Here is a 24,980-nt window from a genome sequence, read left to right on the forward strand (position 1 = left end):
ACGGAGTCATCCCGATGCTGTCATCGCAGCCTCAGGCGTTCGCGCCTCGCCGTTCCCTGTCCGCACGCCCTTCTGCCATCGCCTGCGCCCTTGCACTTGCCGGTGTTGCCCCGCTGAGCCAGGCCGCCTTCTTCGAAGACAGCACGGCCACCTTCGAAACCCGCAACATGTACTTCAACCGCGACTTCCGCGACGGCACCAGTGCGCAACAATCCAAGCGCGACGAATGGGCCCAGGGTTTCATGCTCAACTTCGAGTCCGGCTACACCGATGGCCCGGTGGGTTTCGGCCTGGATGCGCTGGGCATGCTGGGCATCAAGCTCGACTCCAGCCCCGACCGCACCGACACCGGCCTGCTGCCGACGCACGATGACGGCAAGGCCGCCGACGAGTATTCCAAGCTCGGCCTGACCGGCAAGGTGAAAGTGTCGAAGACCGAACTGAAGATCGGCACCCTGATCCCAGAACTTCCGACCTTGCAGCCCAACGACGGCCGCATCCTGCCGCAAACCTTCGAGGGCGGCCTGCTGACCTCCCAGGAAATCAAGGGCCTTACCTTCACCGGCGGGCGCCTGGACAAGGCCAAGGACCGTAACGACACCAACTGGGAAGACCTGGCCCTCAACAACAAGAACGGCCGCTTCGGTGGCACCTTCAGCGCCGACAACCTCGACCTGGCCGGCCTGGACTACACGTTCACCGACCGCATCACCGGCAGCTACCACTTCGCCCAGCTCGACGACATCTACCGCCAGCACTTCATCGGCATGCTCGCCACCCAACCGTGGGGCCCGGGCACCTTCGGCGCCGACGTGCGCCTTGCGATCAGCGACGATGCCGGCGCGGCCAAGGCCGGGCGGATCGACAACACCACCTTCAACACGATGCTCAGCTACAGCCTGGGCGGGCACAAGGTCAGCGCCGCCTGGCAGCAACTGTCGGGCGACAGTGCATTCCCCTACATCGATGGCGCCGACCCGTACCTGGTCAACTTCGTCCAGATCAACGACTTCGCCGGAGCCGACGAACGCTCGTGGCAAGCACGCTACGACTACAACTTCGCCGCCCTCGGCGTCCCCGGCCTGACCTTCATGACCCGCTACATCAACGGCGACAACGTCAGCCGCGCCGCCGGTGGCGAGGGCAAGGAGTGGGAACGCAACACCGAACTGAAGTACGTGGTACAAAGCGGCCCGTTGAAGAACGTCGCCGTGCGCCTGCGCAACGCCACCTTCCGCTCCAACTTCGCCCGCGACGCGGACGAAGTGCGGTTGCTGGTGAGCTACAGCGTCGCGCTGTGGTAACCCAATGCGGTAACCCATAACAACAACGCTCACGGAGACATTCGATGACCTTTTCACTGCGCCGCCTCGTCCTCGCCACCGGCTGCCTGCTGCTGGCCGGCAACGCCCTCGCTGCCGAACCGAAACGCCCTGAATGCATCGCCCCCGCCTCGCCCGGCGGTGGCTTCGACCTGACCTGCAAACTGGTGCAAAGCGCCCTGGTGCAGGAGAAGATCCTCAGCAAGCCGATGCGCGTGACCTACATGCCAGGCGGTGTCGGCGCCGTGGCGTACAACGCCGTGGTCGCCCAGCGTCCGGCCGATGCCGGCACCCTGGTAGCCTGGTCCAGCGGTTCGCTGCTGAACCTGGCCCAGGGCAAGTTCGGCCGCTTCGACGAGAACGCGGTGAAGTGGCTGGCTGCGGTCGGCACCAGCTACGGCGCCATCGCGGTGAAGAGTGACTCGCCCTACAAGACCCTCGACGACCTGGTCGCGGCACTGAAGAAGGACCCGAGCAAAGTCGTGATCGGCTCCGGCGGCACCGTCGGCAGCCAGGACTGGATGCAGACCGCGCTGATCGCCAAGGCCGCCGGCATCAACCCGCGTGACCTGCGCTACGTGGCCCTGGAAGGCGGCGGCGAGATCGCCACCGCGTTGCTGGGCGGGCACATCCAGGTCGGTTCCACCGACATCTCCGACTCCATGCCGCACATCCAGAGCGGCAACATGCGCATCCTCGCGGTGTTCTCGCCGAACCGCCTGGACGAGCCGGAAATGAAAGACATCCCCACCGCCAAGGAGCAGGGCTACGACATCGTCTGGCCGGTGGTGCGCGGTTTCTACCTCGGGCCGAAGGTGAGCGACGAAGACTACGCCTGGTGGAAAGAATCGTTCGACAAGATGCTGGCCTCGGAAGACTTCGCCAAGCTGCGTGACCAGCGCGAGCTGTTCCCGTTCGCCATGACCGGCGCGGAGCTGGACGGCTATGTGAAGAAGCAGGTGGCTGACTACAAGGCACTGGCCAAGGAATTCGGCCTGATTCAGTAAGCCCCCTACGCCAATCGCTCTTTGTAGGAGCGGCCTTGTGTCGCGAAAGGGCTGCGCAGCAGCCCCGGCAACATGTGCAGCGCGACTGAAATCCTGGGCCGCTGCGCGCCCCTTTCGCGACACAAGGCCGCTCCTACAAAGGGTCCGCGTCGTGCCGTATACAACGAGGATTCCTTCATGATCCTGCAACGCATCTTCGCCCTGGCCCTGCTGGCGGTGTGCGCCGCCCTGGCCGTGATGGCCTGGCCCTATCAGGCCGCATTTTCCTACGAACCGGTGGGGCCGCGTGCCTACCCGTTGCTGATGCTCGGCCTGATGAGCCTGGGCCTGCTGTACCTGGCCATCCGCCCCACGCCCATCGTGCGCAAGGACGACGAGCCGGAGCTCGACCGCGAAACCTTGATCAAGATCGCCGCTTGCGTCGGCCTGCTGATCGTCTTCGCCGGCACATTCGAAGCCTTGGGCTTCATTCTCAGCGCCATCCTGGTGGGCATCCCCATGGCCCGTCTGTATGGCGGCCGCTGGCGGCACAGCACGCTCGTGGTGGTGGGCATGAGCGTGCTGCTCTACTGGCTGTTCGACCGCGTCATGGACGTACCCCTGCCCCTTGGCCTGCTGAGCGTACTGGAGAACTGACACATGGATACCTTGAGCTACCTGGGCCAGGGCTTCGGCGTCGCCCTGTCCCCTTACAACCTGGTCACTGCCCTGTCGGGCACGCTGATCGGCACCGTGGTCGGCCTGCTGCCGGGCCTGGGCCCGATCAACGGCGTGGCCCTGCTGATTCCGATCGCCTTCGCCCTCGGCCTGCCGCCGGAGTCGGCGCTGATCCTGCTGGCTGCGGTGTACCTGGGCTGCGAATACGGCGGCCGGATCAGCTCGATCCTGCTGAACATCCCGGGCGAAGCCTCGACCGTGATGACCACCCTCGACGGTTACCCGATGGCCCGCCAGGGCCTGGCCGGCGTGGCCCTGTCGCTGTCGGCGTGGAGCTCGTTCATCGGCGCGTTCATCGCCACCTGCGGCATGGTGCTGTTCGCTCCGCTGCTGGCGAAATGGGCGATTGCCTTCGGCCCGGCGGAATACTTCGTGCTGATGGTGTTCGCCATCGTCGCCCTCGGCGGCATGGCCGGTGACAAGCCACTTAAAACCTTCATCGCCGCATTGATCGGCCTGTTCCTGTCGGCTGTCGGTATCGATGCCAACAGCGGCGTGTACCGCTTCACCGGCGATAGCGTGCACCTGGCCGATGGCATCCAGTTCGTGGTGCTGGTACTGGGCCTGTTCTCTGTCAGCGAAATCCTGCTGTTGCTGGAGAAAACCCACCATGGCCACGAAGCGGTCAAGGCCACCGGGCGCATGCTGTTCAACCTCAAGGAAGCAGCGTCGGTATTCGTGGTCAACATTCGCTGCGGCCTGCTGGGCTTCATCATGGGCGTACTGCCAGGTGCCGGCGCGACCCTGGCCAGCGCCGTGGCCTACATGACCGAAAAGCGCATCGCCGGCGAAAAGGGTAAGTTCGGCAAAGGTGACGCCCGCGGCCTGGCGGCCCCGGAAACCGCCATCGGTGCTTCCTGCTGTGGCGCCCTGGTGCCGATGCTGACGCTTGGCGTACCCGGTTCGGGCACCACGGCGGTGATGATCGGCGCGCTGACCCTGTACAACATCACCCCGGGCCCACTGCTGTTCGAACAGCAGCCAGACATCGTCTGGGGCCTGATCGCCTCGCTGTTCATCGCCAACATCATGCTGGTGATCCTGAACATCCCGATGATCCGCATCTTCACCCGCATCCTGGCCGTACCGAACTGGGCGCTGGTGCCGGTGATCGCGATCATCACCGCGATCGGTGTCTACGCCGTGCATGCCACCACCTTCGACCTGTTCCTGATGGTCGGCATCGGCATCATGGGTTACATCCTGCGCAAGCTGGACTTCCCACTGTCGCCAATCCTGCTCGGCTTCATCCTCGGCGGGCTGATGGAGCAGAACCTGCGCCGGGCGCTGTCGATTTCCAACGGTGAGCTGGGCATCCTCTGGTCGAGCCCGATCAGCATGGGCGTGTGGGTGCTGGTGTTCTGCATGCTGACCCTGCCGCTGCTGCGTATCTGGCGCAAGCGCAGCCTGCAGCGTCGGGCCATGGCCGATGCCTGATCGGCCACTGCCACTGTTTGTCGCGACCGGGCTGGTCGGCCTTGCTGGCGGTTTCGCCGCCAGCAAGGTCGGCTGGCCTTTGCCGTGGATGGTCGGCGCGTTGCTGTCGATCATCATGGTGCGCTGCCTGACGCCCTGGCAGCTGTCGGAAATACCCAATGGCCGCAAATGCGGGCAATGCATCATCGGTATCGGTATCGGCCTGCACTTCACCCCGGCGGTGATCGAGCAGGTTGCCAGCCACTTCGCGCTGATCTGCTTCGGCGCGCTGTTCACCACGCTTTCCAGCGTGATCGGTGTGTGGCTGCTGCGACGCACCGGTGAAGACCGTGCCACGGCATTCTTCGCCAGCATGCCCGGTGGCTCGGGCGAGATGGTCAACCTTGGCGCACGCAACGGCGCGGTACTCAGCCAGGTGGCCGCAGCGCAGAGCCTGCGCGTGCTGGCCGTGGTGCTGTGCGTACCGGCACTGTTCAAGTTCCTGCTCGGTGACGGGGTACCGCTGAATCACAACGGTAGCGTCAGCTGGAGCTGGCTGGCACTGATCGTGCCGCTGGGTGTGGCAGTGGGGTTAATCTGGCAGCGCTTGCGCCAGCCTAATCCTTGGCTGTTCGGGCCGTTGCTGGTGGCCGCCTCGGTGAGCCTGGCAGGCCACCTGCAAATCACCTTGCCCAACGGTGCCAGCCAGATCGGCCAATGGCTGATCGGCAGCGGCCTGGCCTGCCATTTCAACCGCGCGTTCTTCCGCCGCGCGCCGTCATTTCTCGGGCGCACGCTGCTGGCCACGGCGCTGTGCATGGCGATTGCCGGCAGTGCTGCGTGGGGGTTGAGCGTGATGACCGAGCTGGACCTGCGTTCGCTGACGCTGGGGATGATGCCTGGCGGCATCGCCGAGATGAGCCTTACGGCCGAAACCTTGCAACTGTCGGTGCCACTGGTGACGGCACTGCAAGTGGTGCGGTTGATCCTGGTGCTGTTTCTGGCGGAGCCATTGTTCAGGTATTGGGCCAAGGCTCAGGAATAGGGGCTGCCAGGCAGCCCCTACCGGTCTCAAAGTGGTGGCAATGCCCAGTTGATGGGCGCCATGCCACGCTGTTCGAGGAAGCCGTTGGTGCGGCTAAAGTGCCCGCAGCCCAGGAACCCGCGATACGCCGACAGCGGCGACGGGTGCACCGACTTGAGCACCAGGTGCTTGGTACCATCGATCAGCTTCTGCTTGCTCTGGGCATGCGCCCCCCATAGCAGGAACACCACGTTCGGGCACTGCTCGCTGACCACCTGGATGATCCGGTCGGTAAAGAACTCCCACCCCTTCTTCGCATGTGAAGCGGCATTGGCGCGCTCGACCGTCATGGTCGTGTTGAGCAACAGCACGCCCTGCTCGGCCCAGCTTTGCAGGTAACCGTGGCTGGCGATCGGGATGTTGAGGTCGCGCTGCAACTCTTTGTAGATATTGACCAGCGACGGCGGCGTCGGCACGCCTGGCTGCACCGAGAAGCAAAGGCCATGGGCCTGGCCCGGGCCGTGGTACGGGTCCTGGCCGAGGATCACCACCTTGACCTGCTCCAGCGGTGTGGAATTGAGCGCATTGAAGATCAGCGGCCCCGGCGGGTAGATTTCCTTCCCGGCCGCGTACTCCTGGCGCAGGAACTCACGCAACTGATGCATGTAAGGCTGGTCGAACTCGGCGCGCAATGCAGCCTTCCAGCCGGGTTCGAGTTTGATGCGATCGTCTTCAGTCATGGGGCCATCCGTAAACAATGGCGCGACACTAGGTAAGCCACCTGCCCTTGTCAATCGATCCGACCGACGACCGGCATGATCGGCCATGCGGGCCATACTTGGGGGATGACTTGCGCGAGGTAGTCCATGACCATTCATTGCGAGGTACTCACCGGCGTCGATGGCGCCCGAATCGGCATCGCCACGCTCGATGCCCCCAAGGCGCTCAATGCCCTCAACCTGCCGATGATCGAAGTGCTCGGCGAACACCTGCACAGCTGGGCCAGAGACCCAGGGGTGGTCTGCGTACTGTTGCGCGGCAACGGTGCCAAGGCCTTCTGCGCCGGCGGCGATGTGCGGGCACTGGCCCAGGCCTGCCTTGCCCACCCTGGCAACGTGCCACCGCTGGCCGCCACCTTCTTTGCTGCCGAATACCGCCTCGATTACCTCTTGCACACCTACCCCAAGCCGTTGCTGTGCTGGGGCCATGGGCATGTGCTGGGCGGCGGCATGGGGCTGCTGCAAGGCGCCGGGGTACGCATCGTCACGCCAAGTAGCCGCCTGGCCATGCCGGAAATCAGCATCGGCCTTTATCCGGACGTGGGCGCCAGCTGGTTTCTCGCACGCCTGCCCGGCAAGCTCGGCTTGTTCCTCGGGCTGACCGGAGCACCGATCAATGCCCGTGATGCACTTGACCTGGACTTGGCGGATCGGTTTTTCGGGGAAGAACAGCAAGAGGCGTTGATCGAAGAGCTGTTGCAACTGAACTGGCAGGAACAGACCAACCTGCAGTTGAACAGCCTGCTCAAGGCCGAACAGCATCGCGCCTGGGCCGAACTGCCTGCAGCGCAGTGGTTGCCGCGGCGCCAGGTGATCGACCAACTGCTTGATGTGGCCGACCCGGCTGCGGCCTGGCGGGCACTTGAAGGCCTCAAGCATCACGCTGATCCACTGCTGGCCGCAGCCGGCCAACGCCTGCATGAAGGTTGCCCGCTGACAGCGCACCTGGTCTGGGAGCAGATCCGGCGTGCCCGGCACTTGTCACTGGCCCAGGTGTTCCAGATGGAATACAGCATGAGCCTCAATTGCTGCCGGCACCCTGAATTCAGTGAAGGTGTACGCGCCCGCCTGCTGGACAAGGACAACCAGCCGCGCTGGCACTGGCCGGATGTAGCGCAAGTGCCAGCAGCCGTGGTCGAGGCGCATTTCGCCAAGGTGTGGGAAGGCCGGCATCCGTTGGCCGACCTGGAGTCATGACGCCTTCAGTGCTGCCAGTTGTGGTCCCCTCCGCGCCGACCGTCCGGCCGACGGTCGTTGTCCCCGCGGTTGTTGGAGTGCCAGCGATCATGCTGGTAGCGCTGGCTGCCATTGCGATAGTCATTGCGGTCGCGGTCACGACCATAGTCATTGCGCTGACGATTGCCATAGTCGTAACGCGGGTTGCCGTGCCACTGGTTCATGCCCGGCTGTGGATTGGGCCGGTAGTAAGGTGCGGGTGCCGGGCGGTAGTAACGAGGCGCCGGCTGGTAGTAGTAACGCGGCTGCGGCGTCACATAGTAGCGGTCATAGCCGTAGTAGCCCGGCGTAACGTAGCGGTCGGTCGAATAGTATTCAGAACGGGAATAACCGCCCCCCTCGTAGTAGGGGGCGCACGCGGACGTCATCAGACCCAACAGGGCGATCAACAGAATTCGATAGGACATGGCGGCCTCCCGGACCGCTAAGGTGCCCGAACAGCGGCGCTGGCGAGCGTCGACGAAAAAGTGTTCATCGACAATGAATAAGACAACTGCGCCGAGGTGCAGTGCCATTTCAGCAATAAATTGATACAGGTCGAAATAACCCTGAAAAACATGCAGTCATTTGCCTGTCATCTCACTAGAATGAGCGCCTTGGCACACATCACGGGAAGATCATGCCTTCACGCTCCGCCCTGTTTTCACAGCGCTCGCTGATCCTTGCCCTGCTGCTGTTGCTGGCCTGCGGCTTCCTTGCCACATCGCTGATCAGCTACTTCGCCTCGCGCAGTACGATCCGTGACGGCATCGTCAATACCGAACTGCCGCTGACCTCCGACACCGTCTATTCGGAGATCCAGAAAGACCTGATCCGCCCGGTGCTGATCGCCTCGATGATGGCCCAGGACACCTTCCTGCGCGACTGGGTGCTGGCGGGTGAACAGGACACCCAACGCATCACCCGCTTCCTCGGCGAGGTGATGGGCAAGCAGGACACATTCACATCGTTTTTCGTCTCCGACCGCAGCCTCACCTACTACCAGGCCAAGGGCGTGCTCAAACGCGTGGTACCGAACACCTGGCGTGATGCCTGGTACTTCCGGCTGCGCGAGATGAAAGCGCCGTATGAGATCAACGTCGACCTGGACATGGCCAACCAGGACAGCCTGACGGTGTTCATCAACTACCGGGTGCTGGACTTCCAGCAGCGCTTCATCGGCGCCGCCGGGGTTGGCCTCAGCGTGGACGCGGTGATCAAGCTGATCGACACCTATCAGCGCCGCTACCAGCGCTCGGTGTTCTTCACCGACGCCAAGGGCATGGTCATTCTGACCGGATCGGAGGGTGGCCCCCACGGCCTGAAGGTCGGCCAGCCTTTGACCGACAATACCGACCTCAGCGATTTGCTGGCGCAGCGCCCGACCCCGACCGAGGGCAGCCATGAGTACAAGGACGGCCAAGGCCACAGCCACTTCCTCAACGTGCGGCAACTGCCGGAACTGGGCTGGTACCTGCTGGTCGACAAACGCGAGACCGGCGCCCTCGACCGCATCCGTCACTCGCTGTACCTGAACCTGGCGATCTGCGCGATGATCACCCTGGTGGTGCTGTCACTGTTGAATGGCATGCTCAGGCGCCACCAGGCCAGCACCGAGGCGCTGGCGACCCTCGACAGCCTTACCGGCCTGCCCAACCGGCGCAGCTTCGACCTGCTGGCCGCCCAGGCTCTGCAGGAGGCTCAGCGCGATTGCGCAGCACTGGTCGCCTTGCTGATCGACCTCGATCATTTCAAGGTGCTCAACGATACCCATGGCCATCTGGCAGGCGACGAAGTGCTGCGCCAGTTCGCCAACGTGCTGGAGGGCAGCCTGCGGCAGTCGGATATACTCTGCCGCTGGGGCGGTGAGGAGTTCATCGTGCTGCTGCGTGAAGCCGAAGGCCGGCAGGCCATCGAAGTGGCGGAAAAGATCCGCCGTCGCACCGAGCAACTGACCTTCAACTACGAAGGTCAACCCTTGCGCCTGACCACCAGTATCGGCCTCAGCGCCCTGCAGCCTGGCGACACCCTGCACGCCCTGCTGACCCGCGCCGACCGTGCGCTCTATCGTGCCAAGCAGGCCGGCCGCAACCGCGTCTGCAGTGAAACACCCGGACCCGAACATGAATGACACCCAGCACTGCCCCGCCTGTGGCGCCCTCAACCAGTGCAGCCTGGCCGACCCACGCAGTGCCACCCTGGCCTGTTGGTGCTACAGCGTGAACATCGACCCCGCCGTGCTCCAGGCCCTGCCTGCCGAACTGCGCAACAAGGCGTGCCTGTGCCCGCGCTGCGCGGCTGTACAAGACCAGCTTGAAGCTGCAGAGCAGCATACTGTGGACGGGAGCTTGCCCGCGAAGAAGCCGGCAACTCGCTAAGGTGAAAAACCGCTAAACTGCCTCCCCTTTCTGCTTGCTCTCTGCCATGCGCCTCGATCGTTTCCTCGCCAACCTGCCGTGCTACAACCGTCAGCAAGTGCGACTGCTGCTGGTGCAGCGCCGTGTGCGCCTTGACGGCGAAGTGGTCAACGACCCTAAAGCAGAGGTTCGAGAGTTCAGCCGCGTCGAAGTCGACGATCAACTGCTGCAGGTTGGCCGCCCCGCCCGCTACCTGATGCTGCACAAACCCACCGGTTGCGTCAGTGCCACGCAAGACCCGCAGCACCGCACCGTGCTCGACTTGCTGCCAGGCGCATTGCGCGACGACCTGCACATCGCCGGGCGCCTGGACTTCAATACCACTGGCCTGATGATCCTCACCAACGACGGCCAGTGGTCGCGGCGCCTGACCCAGCCGACCACCAAGTTGCCCAAGCACTACCTTGTGGAAACCGAAGACGAGATCGGCGCGCACTATGTCGCCAAGTTCCACGAAGGCTTTTATTTCGCCTTCGAAGACCTGACCACCCAGCCCGCCCGGCTCGACATCCTCGGCCCGCATCAGGCGCGGCTGGCAATCGTCGAAGGGCGCTATCACCAGGTCAAACGCATGTTCGGCCATTTCGACAACAAGGTGGTCGCCCTGCATCGCGAAAGCATGGGTTCGATCAGCCTCGATCCATGCCTGCAACCCGGGGAATTCAGGGACCTGACGGCAGAAGAAATCGCCTCGGTGTGAATGCCGTAATACAGGCATACGACCGCTGAGCGCCCCAAGTCACAAATTTGCGCAAACGGCACTTGCGGGATCTCCGACCCGCTGCTTGACTCCTAACTCGTCAGTCCGCGAGTGACCAGCCAGTCACGCCCGCAGTTCATGACACTTTTTGCCGGCCACCCAAAGCCTTGATGCCTTGGGGCACGGCAATTTGCCCGCCAGAACAATATCGTCGACACGTGTGCGAAGGATCGACACAGGGCCCCCCGATTTATTCCAGGCAAATGCCTACCTGTCATAAAGAACGTGCACCCTAGGTGACGCGATTACCCTTTTTGCGCCAGGAGTCGATGACATGAGGCCAGAAATCGCTGTACTTGATATCCAAGGTCAGTATCGGGTTTACACGGAGTTCTATCGCGCGGATGCGGCCGAGAAGACGATCATCCTGATCAATGGTTCGCTGGCCACCACGGCCTCGTTCGCCCAGACGGTGCGTAACCTGCACCCGCAATTCAACGTTGTGCTGTACGACCAGCCGTATGCCGGCAAGTCCAAGCCGCACAACCGTCAGGAACGGCTCATCAGCAAGGAAGACGAGGCGCATATCCTCCTCGAGCTGATCGAGCGCTTCCAGTGCGACCACGTCATGTCCTTCTCCTGGGGCGGTGCCTGCACCTTGCTGGCGCTGGCGCACCAGCCGCGGCAGGTGAAGAAGGCAGTGGTCAGTTCGTTCTCGCCGGTGATCAACGAGCCGATGCGCGACTACCTGGAGCGTGGCTGCCAGTACCTGGCCGCCTGCGATCGCTACCAGGTCGGCAACCTGGTCAACGGCACCATCGGCAAGCACTTGCCATCACTGTTCAAGCGCTTCAACTACCGTCATGTCAGCAGCCTGGACAGCCACGAGTATGCGCAGATGCACTTCCACATCAACGAAGTGCTGCAGCGTGACTTGCAACGGGCATTGAATGGTGCGCGCAACATCGATATTCCGGTGCTGTTCATCAACGGCGAGCGCGACGAATACACCACTGTCGAAGATGCACGTGAGTTCGGCAAGCACGTAGGCAACAGCCAGTTCAGCGTGATCCGCGACGCTGGCCACTTCCTCGACATGGAAAACAAGTCAGCCTGTGAAGACACCCGCAACGTCATGCTTGGCTTCCTCAAGCCGACCGTGCGCGAGTCCCGTCAACGCGCTAACTCATACACCCAGGGGCAGCATGCATTGGCCATCTGAGCGCATCGGCGTCCTGTAGCCACACCCGCAGGTTATGGGTCGCCGACAAGCTTTTTTATAACGTGGGCTTCTATTTCAGGGAGGGTTCTGGTAAAAAGTCCAGCGCAGACGCGGGTATAGTTTAGTGGCAAAACGAAAGCTTCCCAAGCTTTAGTTGAGGGTTCGATTCCCTCTACCCGCTCCACACATTGCATTCCCCGCATGGCGTTCCAGCAACGTCATCGCTGTCAAAAGGAGCCCAGGGCTCCTTTTTTCGTTTCTGCTCCTTTCATTGACAGGGGCCATGGCCGCATTCAGCGTCTTTCGCTTTAATTCGCTTGCAAGCGAAACGGCTTGGGGCGCATATGCTTCATGAACCGTGAAACATTTCGAAAGGACGGCGTATGTTTCTCTCCCGCTGGCTCCCCGGCCTTGCCAACCTGCTGCATTACCGCCGCGAATGGTTCCATGCCGACCTGCAGGCAGGGCTTTCGGTGGCAGCAATCCAGATCCCCATCGCCATCGCCTATGCCCAGATCGTCGGCCTGCCGCCGCAATACGGCCTGTACGCGTGCGTGCTGCCCATGATGGTCTATGCCCTGATCGGCAGCTCGCGCCAGCTGATGGTCGGCCCGGATGCAGCAACCTGCGCGATGATCGCCGGTGCCGTGGCGCCGCTGGCCATGGGCGACCCGCATCGCATCGCCGAGCTGTCGGTGATCGTCACCGTGCTGGTCGGCGTGATGCTGATTGTCGCCGGCCTGGCACGCGCCGGCTTCATCGCCAGCTTCTTCTCGCGCCCGATCCTGATCGGCTACCTGAACGGCATCGGCCTTAGCCTGATTGCCGGGCAACTGTCCAAGGTGGTGGGGTTCAAGATCGAGGGTGACGGGTTCATCCTCAGCGTGGTGAATTTCTTCCAGCGCCTGAACGAGATCCACTGGATGACCCTGGCCATTGGCCTGGCCGGGCTGGCGCTGCTGATCTGGCTGCCGCGCCGCTACCCTCGCCTGCCAGCGGCCCTGGTGACCGTCGCAGTCTTCACCCTGCTCGCCGGCCTGCTCGGCCTGGACCGTTTCGGCGTCGCCATTCTCGGGCCGGTGCCGTCCGGCATCCCCAAGCTTGCCTGGCCACACAGCAACCTGGATGAAACCAAGAGCCTGCTGCGCGATGCCCTGGGTATCGCCACCGTGAGTTTCTGCAGTGCCATGCTTACCGCCCGCAGTTTCGCCGCACGGCACGGCTATGCGATCAACGCCAACCATGAGTTCGTCGCCCTGGGTGTTAGCAACCTGGCTGCCGGCATTTCCCAGGGCTTTGCCATCAGCGGCGCCGACTCACGCACGGCGGTCAATGACATGGTCGGAGGCAAGAGCCAGCTGGTCGGCATCATCGCGGCACTGGTCATAGCCCTGATTCTGTTGTTCTTCACCGCACCAATGGCGTGGATCCCGCAGGCGGTGCTGGGTGCAGTGCTGCTGATGGCCGGCTGGGGCCTGATCGACATCAAGTCGCTGGGCAGCATCAGGCGCCTGAGCCGCTTCGAGTTCTGGCTGTGCCTGCTGACCACGGTCGGCGTGCTCGGTCTGGGCGTGCTGCCGGGCATCGTGTTTGCCGTGACCCTGGCGATCCTGCGCCTGCTCTACACCATCTACCAACCCACCGATGCCGTGCTCGGCTGGCTGCCGGGTACCGAAGGCCAGGTCGACATCCGCAAGAACAAGGACGCTCGCACCGTGCCAGGCCTGGTGGTGTACCGTTTCGACGACGCGATCCTGTTCTTCAACGCCGACTACTTCAAGATGCGCCTGCTCGAAGCTGTACAGAGCCAGGCCCAGCCCCAGGCGGTACTGTTCGATGCGGAAGCGGTCACCAGCATCGACGTCAGCGGCATCGCCGCCCTGCGCGAAGTGCGCGACACCCTCTGCGCACAGGGTATCCACTTCGCCATCGCCCGCGCCCGCGGCACCTTCCTGCGCATGCTGGTGCGCTCGGGGATGGCACGGGAGATGGAAGACAAATTGCTGTTCGGCTCGGTGCGGGCGGGGATACGGGCTTATCGGGTCTGGCGGAACAGGCGTCGCAAGGAACCTGTGGCCGAACAGAAGCCACTGGCAAGCCAGGATAATCAGTAACCCAAGGCTTCCAGCTGTTCGGGTTCGGAGCGTTTCACTGGTCGCTGTAACGCTGCTCACCCAAGTGAATGCGCGTGGCTGACGGGCCCGTGCCAATGGCGCCCGCCTGCTTTGCATAGTCGAGCCAGCGCAGGAACGCCTCCCTGTCCTTGGGCTGCTGGCGAGCATAGAAAGCGGCTTTGTCCTGCTCGCCCGACTGGGCGAAATCCTGCCCGGATGCCGCTGCGATGCCTGACAGAGTCGGGCTCGGGGCGCTACGCGCCCCATCGCTGGCAAGGCCAGCTTCCACAAGAAGACAGTTGCTCCCACCGCTACCGCACCGCCCTGAAGCAAGTGGTAATCCTGTAGGAGCGGGTTTACCCGCGAAGAGGCCGGCGCAGGCAAGACAAGACGGCAATGTAAACAGCAACCCTCGCACACCTTGCATGACATGCTAAAGTCCACGCCGTTTCCCGCACCACCGAACGGATCGCACATGCCAGCTCACGACGCCAGCCTCGCCTCTTGGCCAGACCTCAACCAGCGCCATCCCTGCAACGCATTGCTGCTGGGCAACGGCGCCAGTCGCGCGCTGTGGAAACCGTTCGGCTACTTCTCGCTGTACGAAGAGGCCCAACGCGCCGGGCGCAAGAAAGGCCTGGCGATCAGCGACCAGGCCCTGTTCAAGTCGCTGGGAACCGAGCTGTTCGAGCCGGTGTTGAGCACCCTCAACCACACAGTGCGCGCCAATGCCGCCCTGGCCATCAACTCCACCGCGCCGTTGAACCGCTACTACTCGATCAAGGAAGGCCTGATCCACGCCATCCGCACCCTGCACCTGCCCTGGCCGCTGATGCCCGCCGCCACCCTGGCGTCGATCAACCAGGCCCTGCGTGAGTACCGCACTGTCTACACCAGCAACTACGACCTGATACTGCCCTGGGCCCTGCAACAGGACCCGCAGGGCTTTGCCGCACTGTTCGACGAGCAAGGTTTCTTCGACGTACGCCGCACCCGTAGCGAAGGCACCCGCGTACTCCACCTGCACGGTGGCCTGCACCTGCTCAAGCTGCCCGACGGCAGCACCCGCCAGCGCAGCGCCGAAAGCGCCGAGTTGCTGGACGGCTTTGCCGTGAACATTCCCGGTGAGGTGCCATTGTTCGTCAACGAAGAGCGCAGCGACGAGAAACTGCGCGCCATCCGCAACTCGGACTACCTGGCCTGGGGGTTGGGGCAACTGGCACAGGAAAGCCAAGGCATGTGCCTGTTCGGGCAGCATCTGGACAGCACTGACCAGCATCTGGTCGAAGCCATACGCCAGGCGCGGCCGGCGCATCTGTCGATTGCCATCCGGCCGTTGAGCGAAGCGTCGGTGCTGAACCAGAAGCAGCATTTTGTCGAGCGGTTCGGGGACATGACGGGCACGGCACTGCACTTCTTCGATGCCAGCACGCACCCGTTGGGGCTTGAGGGGTTGGCGATCGAGGTGCCGTCAGCGCGTCGCTAGATGACGGGCTCGAATGCGTTAGCCGCTCAACCCAAAATGCGCTGATGCGCGCGGGACACATTGACTCATTGCAACCCGGGCCAGTTCTACAATGTCCTGACCAATAGCGTAACGCCCCCGCGCCTGCAGCCACATCAGAACGAAAGATGCGAACGCGATGTACTGCCCTCATGGTTTGGTCTCGGCAAACTGTACATATGCGAAAGCATCAACGTGCGCATGTTTTGCCGTGAAACACCGATGATTTCAGCTACGTCAGTCAGCCCCGCCAAGTCGGGGGACAGGAATACAGGACAGGTGCTCCAATGCATCTCATCTTGCTGCAATCAGATCAGCTTGTCCGCCCGCAACAACGTCTCCAGGCAATGCTCCTGCACTCCGTAAAACGCCTTGAGCTGCCCGATCTTCTCCAGCAATGCCGCGTTATCTCCCACCTGCCGGCGCTTCACCGCAAGAATCATCTTGTTCTTGTTGGTGTGCTCCAGGGAGATGAACTCGAATACCTTGGTCTCATATCCACAGGCTTCCAGATACAGCGCGCGCAGGCTGTCGGTAAGCATCTCGGCCTGCTGCCCCAGGTGCAGCCCGTACTGCAGCATCGGCTGCAGCAGCCCTGGGCTGTGCAATTGCGGGCGGATCTGTTTGTGGCAACACGGTGAGCACATGATGATCGCTGCGTTGCAGCGGATGCCGGTGTGGATGGCGTAGTCGGTGGCGATGTCGCAGGCATGCAGGGCGATCATCACCTCGATGGCCTCGGGTACCACGCTGCGCACATCGCCGCACTGGAATTCCAGGCCAGAATGCTCCAGGCGCTGAGCGGCGGCGTTGCACAGGTCGACCATGTCCTGGCGCAGTTCAACCCCAGTCACCTGTGCCTCGCGGGCCAGGGTGTTGCGCAGGTAGTCGTGCATGGCAAACGTCAGATAGCCCTTGCCGGAACCAAAGTCGGCCACACGCAGCGGTTGCTCCGCTGGCACCGGGGCATTGGCCAGGGCGTGATCGAAGACTTCGATGAATTTGTTGATCTGCTTCCACTTGCGCGACATCGACGGGATCAGCGCACCCTGGGCATCGGTCACCCCCAGGTCACGCAGGAACGGCCGCGTCAGCTCCAGGTAGCGTTTCTTCTCGCGGTCATGGCCGGTATTGGCAACCGCCTCGCGTGGCGCTTGCGCGCCGTGGCGCTGGAGCATCGGCTTGCCCTTCTTGCTGAAGGTCAGCTGCACTTCGCCTTCGGCGTCGAACAGGTGGGCGTTGCGGAAGCTCTCCGGCAGCAGCTCGGCCACCAGCGCCTGGGCCTGGTCCAGCGGCAGGTTGCGAGTGATGTCGCGGGTCTGGTGGCGGTAGACCAGCGACAGCTGGGCCTGCCCCTTCACCAGCAGCGGCTTGGCGATGATGCGCTGCAAGGTCTGGTCGGCACCAACATGGCGCGCCAGCACCAGCTTGACCAAGGTGTTGCCGTGCAGGGCAGCACCCAGCAGGTCGAGAAACTGGGCGCGGGCATCCGGCGCAGGGGAAGCGGAAGTACTGGCGGACATGGAAAACAGGTGCCTCGGAAGCAGGGGGCGCGTTGCGCAATGCCGCGCATTCTACACCCTGCAACAGCTGGTTCAGTCGAGAATCACCAGACGGTTGGGCAGTTCGTTGCGAGCATGGGTGCGAGGCACGTGCTCGCCTAGCAGCTCGCCGCACGCCTCTATGCAATCGACAAAGCCCTGCAAGGTCCGCCCTTGACGGACCTGTTCGGTGAAACGCGCAACCATTACGGCGCGTGCCTTGGCATCGAAATGCTGATCGATGCCTTGGTCGACAAGGATTTCCACATGCCGCTCAGCCTCGGCGACAAAGATCAGCACGCCGGTGGCACCCTCCGTGCCCTGCAGGTTCTGTTCGCGAAACTGCTGACGCGCCAGGCTCGAAGCACGCCAGCGGCGCAAGGCGCTCGGGATCAGCCAGGCGGCCACGCGCGGGCTGCGCAGCAACAGGCACAGGCCGATGAACAGCAATACATTGGCAATCAGCAGCCCACGCACTCCTGGCCACCCCAGCAACCACTGCAGCAGGCCAGGCGCGGCCAGCGCCAGTGCGGCGGCCCAGAACAATGGCAGGTAAGCGTAGTCATCGGCGCGGCGCGCCAGCACGGTCACCAGCTGCGCATCGGTGCGCCGTTCCACGCGAGCGATGGCCTCGGCCACCTGGCGGCGTTGGTATTCGTCGAGGGGAGTCATGCCTTCGGTCTCGTCAGCGTTTTTATAGTTGTTTTCCCGGCATACGGGTCTTCCTCCGCGGCCGACATATTCAGGCATAATCCGCCGCTGGATGAATTACCGGCGAATCGTACAACAATAGCCGCCTGAAAACTTCGGCCACGCGCGTATCACTGTGAATACGGCACACGCCTCGACAATGGAATTGATGATGAAACTGTCTTTGCTGGGCCTGGCCATGGGCCTTGCCAGTCAGGCGGCCCTTGCCGCCCCTACCGCACCGCCCCTGCAGGACAAGCAGGCTTTCATCGACCATCTGATCAGCCAGATGACCGAAGCCGAAAAGATCGGCCAACTGCGCCTGATCAGCATCGGTCCGGAAATGCCCCGCGACAAGATCCGCGAAGAAATCGCCGCCGGGCGCATTGGCGGCACATTCAACTCGCGCACCGCACCCGAGAACCGGCCGATGCAGGATGCCGCCATGCGCAGCCGCCTGAAGATCCCGATGTTCTTTGCCTACGACACCATCCACGGCGAACGCACCATCTTCCCGATCGGCCTGGGCCTGGCCGCCAGCTGGGACATGGACGCCATCGCCAAGGTCGGCCGCACCTCGGCCATCGAAGCCTCGGCCGACGCGCTGGACATGACCTTCGCGCCGATGGTCGACATCGCCCGCGACCCACGCTGGGGCCGCACCAGTGAAGGCTTCGGCGAAGACACCTACCTGACCTCGAAGATTGGCCAGGTCATGGTCCGCTCGTTCCAGGGCAGCAGCCCGGCCAACCCCGACAGCATCATGGCCATCGTCAAGCACTTCGCCCTGTATGGCGCGGTGGAAGGCGGGCGCGACTACAACACAGTCGATATGAGCCTGCCGAAAATGTACAACGATTACCTGCCGCCTTACCGCGCCGCGCTCGACGCCGGTGCTGGCGGGGTGATGGTGGCGCTCAACTCGATCAACGGCGTGCCAGCCACCTCCAACACCTGGCTGATGAACGACCTGCTGCGCAAGGAGTGGGGCTTCAAGGGCGTGACCATCAGCGACCACGGCGCCATCCAGGAGCTGATCCGCCACGGTGTTGCCCGCGACGGCCGCGAAGCCGCCAAGCTGGCGATCAAGGCCGGCATCGACATGAGCATGAACGACACCCTGTACGGTGAAGAGCTGCCAGGGTTGCTGAAGTCCGGCGAAGTGACCGAGCACGAGCTGAACCAGGCAGTACGCGAGGTACTCGGTGCCAAGTACGAGATGGGCCTGTTCAAGGACCCGTACGTGCGCATCGGCAAGGCCGAAACCGACCTGAAAGACTACTACGCCGACAACCGCCTGCACCGCGACGCCGCCCGTGACGTGGCGCGCCGCAGCCTGGTGCTGTTGGAAAACCGCAATCAGACCCTGCCGCTGAAAAAGGCCGGCACCATTGCCCTGGTCGGCCCATTGGCGGATGCCCCGATCGACATGATGGGCAGCTGGGCCGCCGACGGTAAGCCGATGCACTCGGTAACCGTGCGCGAAGGCCTGCGCCGCGCTGTCGAGGGCAAGGCCAAGCTGGTGTATGCCAAAGGCTCCAATGTCACTGGCGACAAGGCGATCCTCGACTACCTGAACTTCCTCAACTTCGATGCCCCGGAAATCGTCGATGACCCACGCCCTGCGGCGGTGTTGATCGATGAGGCGGTCAAGGCTGCCAAGCAGTCCGATGTGGTGGTAGCCGTGGTCGGTGAGTCGCGTGGCATGTCCCACGAGTCGTCGAGCCGCACCACCCTGGAAATCCCGGCCAGCCAGCGCGAGCTGATCAAGGCCCTGAAGGCCACCGGCAAGCCGCTGGTGCTGGTCCTGATGAACGGCCGCCCGCTGTCGATCAGCTGGGAGCGTGACCAGGCAGATGCCATCCTCGAAACCTGGTTCTCCGGCACCGAAGGCGGCAACGCGATTGCCGACGTGCTGTTCGGCGACTACAACCCGTCGGGCAAGCTGGCCATCACCTTCCCGCGTTCGGTCGGGCAGATCCCGATGTACTACAACCATACGCGCATCGGCCGGCCGTTCACCCCAGGCAAGCCGGGTAACTACACCTCGCAGTACTTCGAAGAGCCCAACGGCCCGCTGTACCCGTTCGGCTATGGCCTGAGCTACAGCAGCTTCGAGCTGTCGGGCCTGACCCTGTCGAACAAGAGCCTCAAGCGTGGCGACACCCTGGAAGCCAAGGTGACGGTGAAGAACACTGGCAAGCTTGAGGGCGAGACGGTGGTGCAGCTCTACCTGCAGGATGTGTCGGCGTCGATGAGCCGCCCGGTCAAGGCGCTGAAGAACTTCCAGAAACTGATGCTCAAGGCTGGTGAGTCGCGGACCCTGACCTTCAGCATCAGTGAGGACGACCTGACGTTCTACAATGGTCAGTTGCAGCGGGTGGCCGAGCCTGGCGAGTTCAATGTCCAGATCGGGCTGGATTCCGAGGCGGTGCAACAGCAGAGCTTCGAACTGCTCTAGCGGTTTGTTGCCTGCACTGGCCCTTTTCGCGGGCAAGCCCGCTCCCACAGGTATTGCACACCACCTGTGGGAGCGGGCTTGCCCGTGAATGGTCCAGACCCGATATCCCTTTAGCTGGATCCGCCCCATGCCCTTTTCCTTTCGCGCCCTGCGTCTGGGGCTGTTCACCCTGCTGATCGTGCTTGGCACCGCCCTCAGCGCTGGCTGGGCCATGCAGCAGGCCAAACGCCAGGCAATGGAAGACGACGCCCGCCGCGCCAGCCAGCAGCTTGTGCTGTACGCCAACGCCTTGCACACCCTGATCGACCGCTACCGCGCCCTGCCCGCTGTGCTGGCGCTGGACCCGGAGCTGATCGAGGCCCTGCGCGGGCCTGTCAGCGAGCAGGTGCAGCAGGCGCTCAACCTCAAACTCGAACGCATCAATGGTGCCGCCAACTCTTCCACCCTGGAGCTGCTCGACCGCACCGGGCTGGCCGTGGCCGCCAGCAACTGGCGCCTGCCGACCACTTATGTGGGCTCCAACTACGGCTTTCGCCCCTACTTCAAACAGACCCGCAGCCAGGGCAGCGGCCGCTTCTACGCGGTGGGCGTGACCAGTGGCGTGCCGGGCTACTTCCTGTCCAGTGCAGTCAGCGACGAACAGGGGCGTTTCCTCGGCGCCATGGTGGTCAAGCTGGAGTTCCCGGAACTCGAGCGCGAATGGCGCCAGGGCAGCGACATCCTGCTGGTCAGTGACGCCCGCGGCATTACCTTCATCGCCAACCAGGATGGCTGGCGATACCGCGAACTCAAACCGCTCAGCGGCGCTGATCGCGCCGAGCTTGGCGAAACCCGCCAGTACGACAAGCAGCCATTGGTGCCGCTTCAGCATCAGGTGCTGACCCGCTTCGCCGACAACAGCCACTTGAGCCGCGTGCAGGGCCCCGATGGCTCCGCCGAATACCTCTGGGAAAGCCTGCCGCTGGAAGGTGAGAACTGGACCTTGCACCTGCTGCGCACACCACAGGTCGAAGCCGCTGGCCGCAATGCTGCCTTGGGCGCGGCCGCCGTGTGGCTGAGCCTGGTGTTCGCCGCGCTGTTCGTCAGCCAGCGCCTGCGCCTGGCCCGCCTGCGCCAGCGTAGCCGCGAAGAGCTCAAGCGCCAGGTCGAAGAACGCACCCGCGAGCTGCGCACCGCCCAGGAAGGCCTGGTGCAGTCAGCCAAATTGGCCGCGCTAGGGCAAATGTCCGCAGCCTTGGCCCACGAAATCAACCAGCCGCTGACCACCCAGCGCATGCAGCTGGAGACCCTCCGGCTGCTGCTCGACCACGGCCGCTACGACGATGCGCGCAGGGCCCTTGAACCGCTTGAACAGATGCTCACGCGCATGGCCGCGCTGACCAGCCACCTCAAGACCTTCGCCCGCAACAGCCCGGTAGGCCTGCGCGAACGCCTCGACCTGGCCAACGTGGTGGACCAGGCCCTGCACCTGCTGGACACCCGCATTCGCAGTGAGGAAGTCGAGGTAGCCCTTTACCTGGCACGCCCGGCCTGGGTCCGGGGCGATGCAATCCGCCTCGAACAGGTATTGATCAATCTGCTGCGCAACGCGCTCGATGCCATGGCCGACAAACGTTACAAGCGCCTGGAAGTCCGTATCGAACCGGACCACGAGCAATGGCGCCTGAGCGTGCTGGATTCCGGCGGCGGCATTGCTGAAGCGGACCTGGCGAGAGTATTCGACCCGTTCTTCACCACCAAGCCGGTGGGTGAAGGCCTGGGCCTGGGCCTGGCAATTTCCTATGGCATCATCGTCGAAGCCGGCGGCCAGCTGCACGCCGAGAACCTGCCGGGCGGCGCCCGGTTGAGCCTGACACTGCCCCGTGACCTGGAGCCTGTATGTTGAATTCGGTGATCGTCGTCGATGATGAAGCCAGCATCCGCACTGCGGTCGAGCAATGGCTGAGCCTGTCTGGCTTCAGCGTGCAGCTGTTCGCCCGCGCAGAAGACTGCCTGGCCCACCTGCCCGCGCACTTTGCCGGGGTGATCATCAGCGACGTCCGCATGCCGGGCATGGGTGGCCTGCAACTGCTCGAACGCCTGCAGGCGGATGACCCGGACCTGCCGGTGATCCTGCTGACCGGCCATGGCGATGTGCCGATGGCGGTCGAAGCGATGCGCAACGGCGCCTACGATTTTCTGGAAAAGCCCTTTACCCCCCAGCACCTGCTGGGCAGCCTGCGCCGCGCCCTGGAAAAACGCCAGCTGGTTCTGGAGAACCGTCGCCTGCATGAGCAGGCCGACCTCAAGTCGCGCCTGGAAATGACCCTGCTGGGCATGTCGCAAGGCTTGCAGCAGCTACGCCGGCAAGTGCTGGATCTGGCCAGCCTGCCGGTCAATGTGCTGATACGCGGCGAAACCGGCAGCGGCAAGGAGCGCGTGGCGCGTTGCCTGCACGACTTCGGCCCACGTGCCGACAAACCCTTCGTTGCACTCAACTGCGCGGCCATCCCCGAATCGCTGTTCGAAGCCGAACTGTTTGGTCACGAAAGCGGTGCATTCACCGGCGCCCATGGCAAACGCATCGGCAAACTGGAGTATGCCAATGGCGGTACGGTATTCCTCGACGAAATCGAGAGCATGCCATTGGCCCAGCAGGCCAAGCTGCTGCGGGTAATCCAGGAGCAGAAGCTGGAGCGGCTGGGGGCCAACCAGAGCATCAGCGTCGACCTGCGAATCATTGCCGCAACCAAGCCTGACCTGCTCGAAGAGGCCCGCGCCGGGCGGTTTCGCGAGGACCTGGCCTATCGCCTGAACGTGGCGGAATTGCGTCTGGCGCCGTTGCGTGACCGGCGGGAAGACATCCCGCTGCTGTTCGAGCATTTCGCCCGTGCAGCCGCCTCCAGGCTGGGGCGCGCGGCGCCACCGCTGGCCGGCGTGCAACTGGCGCAGTTGCTGTCGCATGACTGGCCGGGCAATGTGCGGGAGCTGGCCAATGCGGCGGAACGGCATGCGTTGGGGCTGGGCTCGCCGGACATCGAGACGGTCCCACCGGGGCAATCGCTGGTCGAGCAGATGGAGGCCTTCGAGGCCCAGTGCTTGCGGGCGGCGTTGCGTCAGCATGGCGGGGAGATCAAAGCAGTGATGGAAGCCTTGCAGTTGCCTCGGCGCACGTTGAACGAAAAGATGCAGCGGCATGGCTTGGTACGTGAGGACTTTGTCTCGCGACAGTAGGCGGAAATCCGCTTATTAACTGATTTCAATAGGCGGATATCCGCTTATTTCTAACCGATCGCGGGGTTGGATTTGCAGCCCTTCACGGGCAGGCCCACGCCCGCAGAGAATTCTACCGGCTCAGGTAGCACGCGGCATCTGGAGGGCCGTCCGCCCTCGAAGCGCCCCCATTTGGATCTCCATGCACCCATTTGGCACACCTTCTGCAATTGCCTTGGCAAGCTGCGCTTAGGCGCGCTCCACAAAAACAACGAGAAGGTATCCCTGATGGATAACGCCACCTCCCTGCCAGCCGGGGCGGCCGCCGCGCCCGCCGCTGAAAAAACCACCGCCAGCCGCCTCAAGTCGATCTTCAGTGGCTCCATCGGCAACATGGTCGAATGGTACGACTGGTACGTCTACGCCGCATTCTCGCTGTACTTCGCCAAGGCATTCTTCCCCGCCGGCGACTCCACTGCACAACTGCTCAACACCGCCGCGATCTTCGCCGTGGGCTTCCTGATGCGCCCGATCGGTGGCTGGCTGATGGGCCTGTACGCCGACCGCAAGGGCCGCAAGGCCGCACTGATGGCTTCGGTGCTGCTGATGTGCGCCGGCTCCCTGGTGATCGCCCTGACTCCGGGCTATGAAACCATCGGCGTCGCGGCGCCGGTCCTGCTGGTCATTGCACGCCTGATGCAGGGTTTGTCTGTGGGCGGCGAGTACGGCACCTCGGCCACCTACCTGAGCGAGATGGCCAGCAAGGACCGCCGTGGTTTCTTCTCCAGCTTCCAGTACGTGACACTGATTTCCGGCCAGCTCATCGCCCTGGCAGTACTGATCATCCTGCAGCAGACCCTGACCACCGAGCAACTGTATGCCTGGGGCTGGCGCGTACCCTTCGTGATTGGCGCGCTGTGCGCGGTAGTCGCCCTGTACCTGCGCCGTGGCATGGAAGAAACCGCCTCCTTCACCAAAAAGGAAAAGGCCAAGGAAAGCCTGATGCGCACCCTCATGCGCCACCCCAAGGAACTGATGACCGTGGTTGGCCTGACCATGGGCGGCACCCTGGCCTTCTACACCTACACCACCTACATGCAGAAGTACCTGGTCAATACCGTGGGTATGAGCATCAGCGACTCGACCACCATCTCGGCGGCCACGCTGTTCCTGTTCATGTGCCTGCAGCCAGTGATTGGTGGCCTGTCCGACAAGATCGGCCGTCGCCCGATCCTGATCGCTTTCGGCGTGCTCGGCACCCTGTTTACCGTGCCGATCCTCAGCACCCTGCATACCATCCAGACCTGGTGGGGCGCGTTCTTCCTGATCATGGCGGCGCTGATCATCGTCAGCGGCTATACCTCGATCAACGCCGTGGTGAAGGCCGAGCTGTTCCCTACCGAAATCCGCGCCCTGGGCGTCGGCCTGCCGTACGCACTGACCGTGTCGATCTTCGGCGGCACCGCCGAGTACGTGGCCCTGTGGTTCAAGAGCGCCGGCATGGAAAGCGGCTTCTACTGGTACGTCACGGCGTGCATCGCCTGCTCGCTGCTGGTGTATGCGACCATGAAAGACACCAAGCAACATTCACGGATTACAACGGACTGATTGTGATACCGCATTGAAAAAGGGCGCCCGTTCCAGGGCGCCCTTTTTGCT

General features: G+C 63.3%; 20 protein-coding genes, 1 tRNA gene and 1 pseudogene. 17 read left to right on the forward strand and 5 right to left on the reverse strand.

The genetic code is table 11. From position 1 onward, the window contains the following. The first annotated feature begins 14 nt into the window (after positions 1-14). From APH27_RS03890 to APH27_RS03910, 5 genes are all read left to right on the forward strand, one after another. Positions 15-1,304 carry an OprD family porin gene (locus tag APH27_RS03890; RefSeq protein ID WP_060484027.1) on the forward strand — a complete coding sequence of 430 codons (1,290 nt, stop codon included), beginning with the start codon at positions 15-17 and terminating at the stop codon, positions 1,302-1,304. A gap of 44 nt (positions 1,305-1,348) precedes the next feature. Beyond that, positions 1,349-2,329, forward strand: coding sequence for a tripartite tricarboxylate transporter substrate binding protein (locus APH27_RS03895; protein ID WP_027917886.1), 981 nt, complete (start codon positions 1,349-1,351; stop codon positions 2,327-2,329). A gap of 177 nt (positions 2,330-2,506) precedes the next feature. Beyond that, positions 2,507-2,965 (forward strand): tripartite tricarboxylate transporter TctB family protein, encoded by a 459-nt coding sequence (locus APH27_RS03900; protein ID WP_060484028.1) that lies wholly within the window; start codon positions 2,507-2,509, stop codon positions 2,963-2,965. 3 nt (positions 2,966-2,968) lie between these two features. Beyond that, positions 2,969-4,483 (forward strand): tripartite tricarboxylate transporter permease, encoded by a 1,515-nt coding sequence (locus APH27_RS03905; protein ID WP_027917888.1) that lies wholly within the window; start codon positions 2,969-2,971, stop codon positions 4,481-4,483. Continuing rightward, entirely contained in the window at positions 4,476-5,507 is a 1,032-nt protein-coding gene (locus APH27_RS03910) for an AbrB family transcriptional regulator (RefSeq protein WP_060484029.1), read from the forward strand. The genes APH27_RS03905 and APH27_RS03910 overlap by 8 nt, the downstream gene beginning before the upstream one ends. Positions 5,508-5,533: 26 nt before the next feature. Here APH27_RS03910 and ung read toward each other — a convergent pair whose 3' ends face one another. Next, positions 5,534-6,226: a uracil-DNA glycosylase gene (gene ung, locus APH27_RS03915; protein WP_060484030.1), complete on the reverse strand. Its 693-nt coding sequence runs from the start codon at positions 6,224-6,226 to the stop codon at positions 5,534-5,536. A 126-nt stretch (positions 6,227-6,352) separates the two neighbouring features. On the opposite strand from ung, the gene APH27_RS03920 reads away from it, so the two are divergent. Further along, a complete protein-coding gene (locus tag APH27_RS03920) occupies positions 6,353-7,462 on the forward strand; it encodes an enoyl-CoA hydratase/isomerase family protein (protein WP_060484031.1) in 1,110 nt (369 codons plus the stop codon). 5 nt (positions 7,463-7,467) lie between these two features. Here APH27_RS03920 and APH27_RS03925 read toward each other — a convergent pair whose 3' ends face one another. Further along, entirely contained in the window at positions 7,468-7,908 is a 441-nt protein-coding gene (locus APH27_RS03925) for a hypothetical protein (RefSeq protein WP_060484032.1), read from the reverse strand. Between the two features lie 212 nt (positions 7,909-8,120). Between APH27_RS03925 and APH27_RS03930 the strand changes: the two genes are divergently transcribed. From APH27_RS03930 to APH27_RS03955, 6 genes are all read left to right on the forward strand, one after another. Continuing rightward, positions 8,121-9,611: a sensor domain-containing diguanylate cyclase gene (locus APH27_RS03930; RefSeq protein ID WP_060484033.1), complete on the forward strand. Its 1,491-nt coding sequence runs from the start codon at positions 8,121-8,123 to the stop codon at positions 9,609-9,611. Further along, the gene (locus APH27_RS03935) at positions 9,604-9,858 is read left to right on the forward strand and encodes a cysteine-rich CWC family protein (protein WP_060484034.1); all 255 of its coding nucleotides are present in this window, start codon (positions 9,604-9,606) and stop codon (positions 9,856-9,858) included. Before APH27_RS03930 ends, APH27_RS03935 begins: the two co-directional genes overlap by 8 nt. 46 nt (positions 9,859-9,904) lie before the next feature. Continuing rightward, positions 9,905-10,597: a pseudouridine synthase gene (locus tag APH27_RS03940; protein WP_060484035.1), complete on the forward strand. Its 693-nt coding sequence runs from the start codon at positions 9,905-9,907 to the stop codon at positions 10,595-10,597. 334 nt (positions 10,598-10,931) lie between these two features. Continuing rightward, a complete protein-coding gene (locus APH27_RS03945) occupies positions 10,932-11,819 on the forward strand; it encodes an alpha/beta fold hydrolase (RefSeq protein ID WP_060484036.1) in 888 nt (295 codons plus the stop codon). Positions 11,820-11,929: 110 nt separating this feature from the next. Then, a tRNA-Gly gene (locus tag APH27_RS03950) sits at positions 11,930-12,003 on the forward strand. A 199-nt stretch (positions 12,004-12,202) separates the two neighbouring features. Further along, positions 12,203-13,933, forward strand: coding sequence for a SulP family inorganic anion transporter (locus APH27_RS03955; protein ID WP_060484037.1), 1,731 nt, complete (start codon positions 12,203-12,205; stop codon positions 13,931-13,933). Positions 13,934-13,973: 40 nt separating this feature from the next. Here the strand turns inward: APH27_RS03955 and APH27_RS03960 are convergent. Beyond that, positions 13,974-14,162: pseudogene (locus tag APH27_RS03960) on the reverse strand (glycerophosphodiester phosphodiesterase); the annotation flags it as partial. Between the two features lie 246 nt (positions 14,163-14,408). On the opposite strand from APH27_RS03960, the gene APH27_RS03965 reads away from it, so the two are divergent. Further along, the gene (locus APH27_RS03965; protein WP_027917898.1) at positions 14,409-15,419 is read left to right on the forward strand and encodes a DUF4917 family protein; all 1,011 of its coding nucleotides are present in this window, start codon (positions 14,409-14,411) and stop codon (positions 15,417-15,419) included. A gap of 326 nt (positions 15,420-15,745) precedes the next feature. On the opposite strand, the gene APH27_RS03970 is transcribed toward APH27_RS03965, so the two are convergent. Next, a complete protein-coding gene (locus APH27_RS03970) occupies positions 15,746-16,960 on the reverse strand; it encodes an SAM-dependent methyltransferase (protein WP_060484039.1) in 1,215 nt (404 codons plus the stop codon). Positions 16,961-17,032: 72 nt separating this feature from the next. Continuing rightward, positions 17,033-17,650 (reverse strand): TPM domain-containing protein, encoded by a 618-nt coding sequence (locus APH27_RS03975; RefSeq protein WP_060484040.1) that lies wholly within the window; start codon positions 17,648-17,650, stop codon positions 17,033-17,035. Between the two features lie 187 nt (positions 17,651-17,837). On the opposite strand from APH27_RS03975, the gene bglX reads away from it, so the two are divergent. The 4 genes from bglX to APH27_RS03995 all read left to right on the forward strand — a co-directional run bounded on the left by bglX (position 17,838) and on the right by APH27_RS03995 (position 24,929). After that, positions 17,838-20,129, forward strand: coding sequence for a beta-glucosidase BglX (bglX, locus tag APH27_RS03980; protein WP_060484041.1), 2,292 nt, complete (start codon positions 17,838-17,840; stop codon positions 20,127-20,129). Positions 20,130-20,256: 127 nt separating this feature from the next. After that, positions 20,257-22,014, forward strand: coding sequence for an ATP-binding protein (locus APH27_RS03985; RefSeq protein WP_060484042.1), 1,758 nt, complete (start codon positions 20,257-20,259; stop codon positions 22,012-22,014). Next, positions 22,008-23,342: a sigma-54 dependent transcriptional regulator gene (locus tag APH27_RS03990; protein ID WP_060484043.1), complete on the forward strand. Its 1,335-nt coding sequence runs from the start codon at positions 22,008-22,010 to the stop codon at positions 23,340-23,342. The genes APH27_RS03985 and APH27_RS03990 overlap by 7 nt, the downstream gene beginning before the upstream one ends. A gap of 267 nt (positions 23,343-23,609) precedes the next feature. Next, positions 23,610-24,929: an MFS transporter gene (locus APH27_RS03995; protein ID WP_027917904.1), complete on the forward strand. Its 1,320-nt coding sequence runs from the start codon at positions 23,610-23,612 to the stop codon at positions 24,927-24,929. The last annotated feature ends 51 nt before the right edge of the window (positions 24,930-24,980 follow it).

The organism is Pseudomonas sp. NBRC 111123, from assembly GCF_001320205.1.
Lineage (GTDB): Bacteria > Pseudomonadota > Gammaproteobacteria > Pseudomonadales > Pseudomonadaceae > Aquipseudomonas > Aquipseudomonas putida_J.

Coding starts and splice junctions, on each gene's coding strand:
- ung (WP_060484030.1), bottom strand. CDS start 6,226: ATGACTGAAGACGATCGCATCAAACTCGAACCCGGCTGGAAGGCTGCA.
- APH27_RS03945 (WP_060484036.1), top strand. CDS start 10,932: ATGAGGCCAGAAATCGCTGTACTTGATATCCAAGGTCAGTATCGGGTT.
- APH27_RS03920 (WP_060484031.1), top strand. CDS start 6,353: ATGACCATTCATTGCGAGGTACTCACCGGCGTCGATGGCGCCCGAATC.
- APH27_RS03900 (WP_060484028.1), top strand. CDS start 2,507: ATGATCCTGCAACGCATCTTCGCCCTGGCCCTGCTGGCGGTGTGCGCC.
- APH27_RS03990 (WP_060484043.1), top strand. CDS start 22,008: ATGTTGAATTCGGTGATCGTCGTCGATGATGAAGCCAGCATCCGCACT.
- APH27_RS03935 (WP_060484034.1), top strand. CDS start 9,604: ATGAATGACACCCAGCACTGCCCCGCCTGTGGCGCCCTCAACCAGTGC.
- APH27_RS03925 (WP_060484032.1), bottom strand. CDS start 7,908: ATGTCCTATCGAATTCTGTTGATCGCCCTGTTGGGTCTGATGACGTCC.
- bglX (WP_060484041.1), top strand. CDS start 17,838: ATGATGAAACTGTCTTTGCTGGGCCTGGCCATGGGCCTTGCCAGTCAG.
- APH27_RS03975 (WP_060484040.1), bottom strand. CDS start 17,650: ATGACTCCCCTCGACGAATACCAACGCCGCCAGGTGGCCGAGGCCATC.
- APH27_RS03965 (WP_027917898.1), top strand. CDS start 14,409: ATGCCAGCTCACGACGCCAGCCTCGCCTCTTGGCCAGACCTCAACCAG.
- APH27_RS03895 (WP_027917886.1), top strand. CDS start 1,349: ATGACCTTTTCACTGCGCCGCCTCGTCCTCGCCACCGGCTGCCTGCTG.
- APH27_RS03930 (WP_060484033.1), top strand. CDS start 8,121: ATGCCTTCACGCTCCGCCCTGTTTTCACAGCGCTCGCTGATCCTTGCC.
- APH27_RS03985 (WP_060484042.1), top strand. CDS start 20,257: ATGCCCTTTTCCTTTCGCGCCCTGCGTCTGGGGCTGTTCACCCTGCTG.
- APH27_RS03910 (WP_060484029.1), top strand. CDS start 4,476: ATGCCTGATCGGCCACTGCCACTGTTTGTCGCGACCGGGCTGGTCGGC.
- APH27_RS03940 (WP_060484035.1), top strand. CDS start 9,905: ATGCGCCTCGATCGTTTCCTCGCCAACCTGCCGTGCTACAACCGTCAG.
- APH27_RS03970 (WP_060484039.1), bottom strand. CDS start 16,960: ATGTCCGCCAGTACTTCCGCTTCCCCTGCGCCGGATGCCCGCGCCCAG.
- APH27_RS03995 (WP_027917904.1), top strand. CDS start 23,610: ATGGATAACGCCACCTCCCTGCCAGCCGGGGCGGCCGCCGCGCCCGCC.
- APH27_RS03955 (WP_060484037.1), top strand. CDS start 12,203: ATGTTTCTCTCCCGCTGGCTCCCCGGCCTTGCCAACCTGCTGCATTAC.
- APH27_RS03890 (WP_060484027.1), top strand. CDS start 15: ATGCTGTCATCGCAGCCTCAGGCGTTCGCGCCTCGCCGTTCCCTGTCC.
- APH27_RS03905 (WP_027917888.1), top strand. CDS start 2,969: ATGGATACCTTGAGCTACCTGGGCCAGGGCTTCGGCGTCGCCCTGTCC.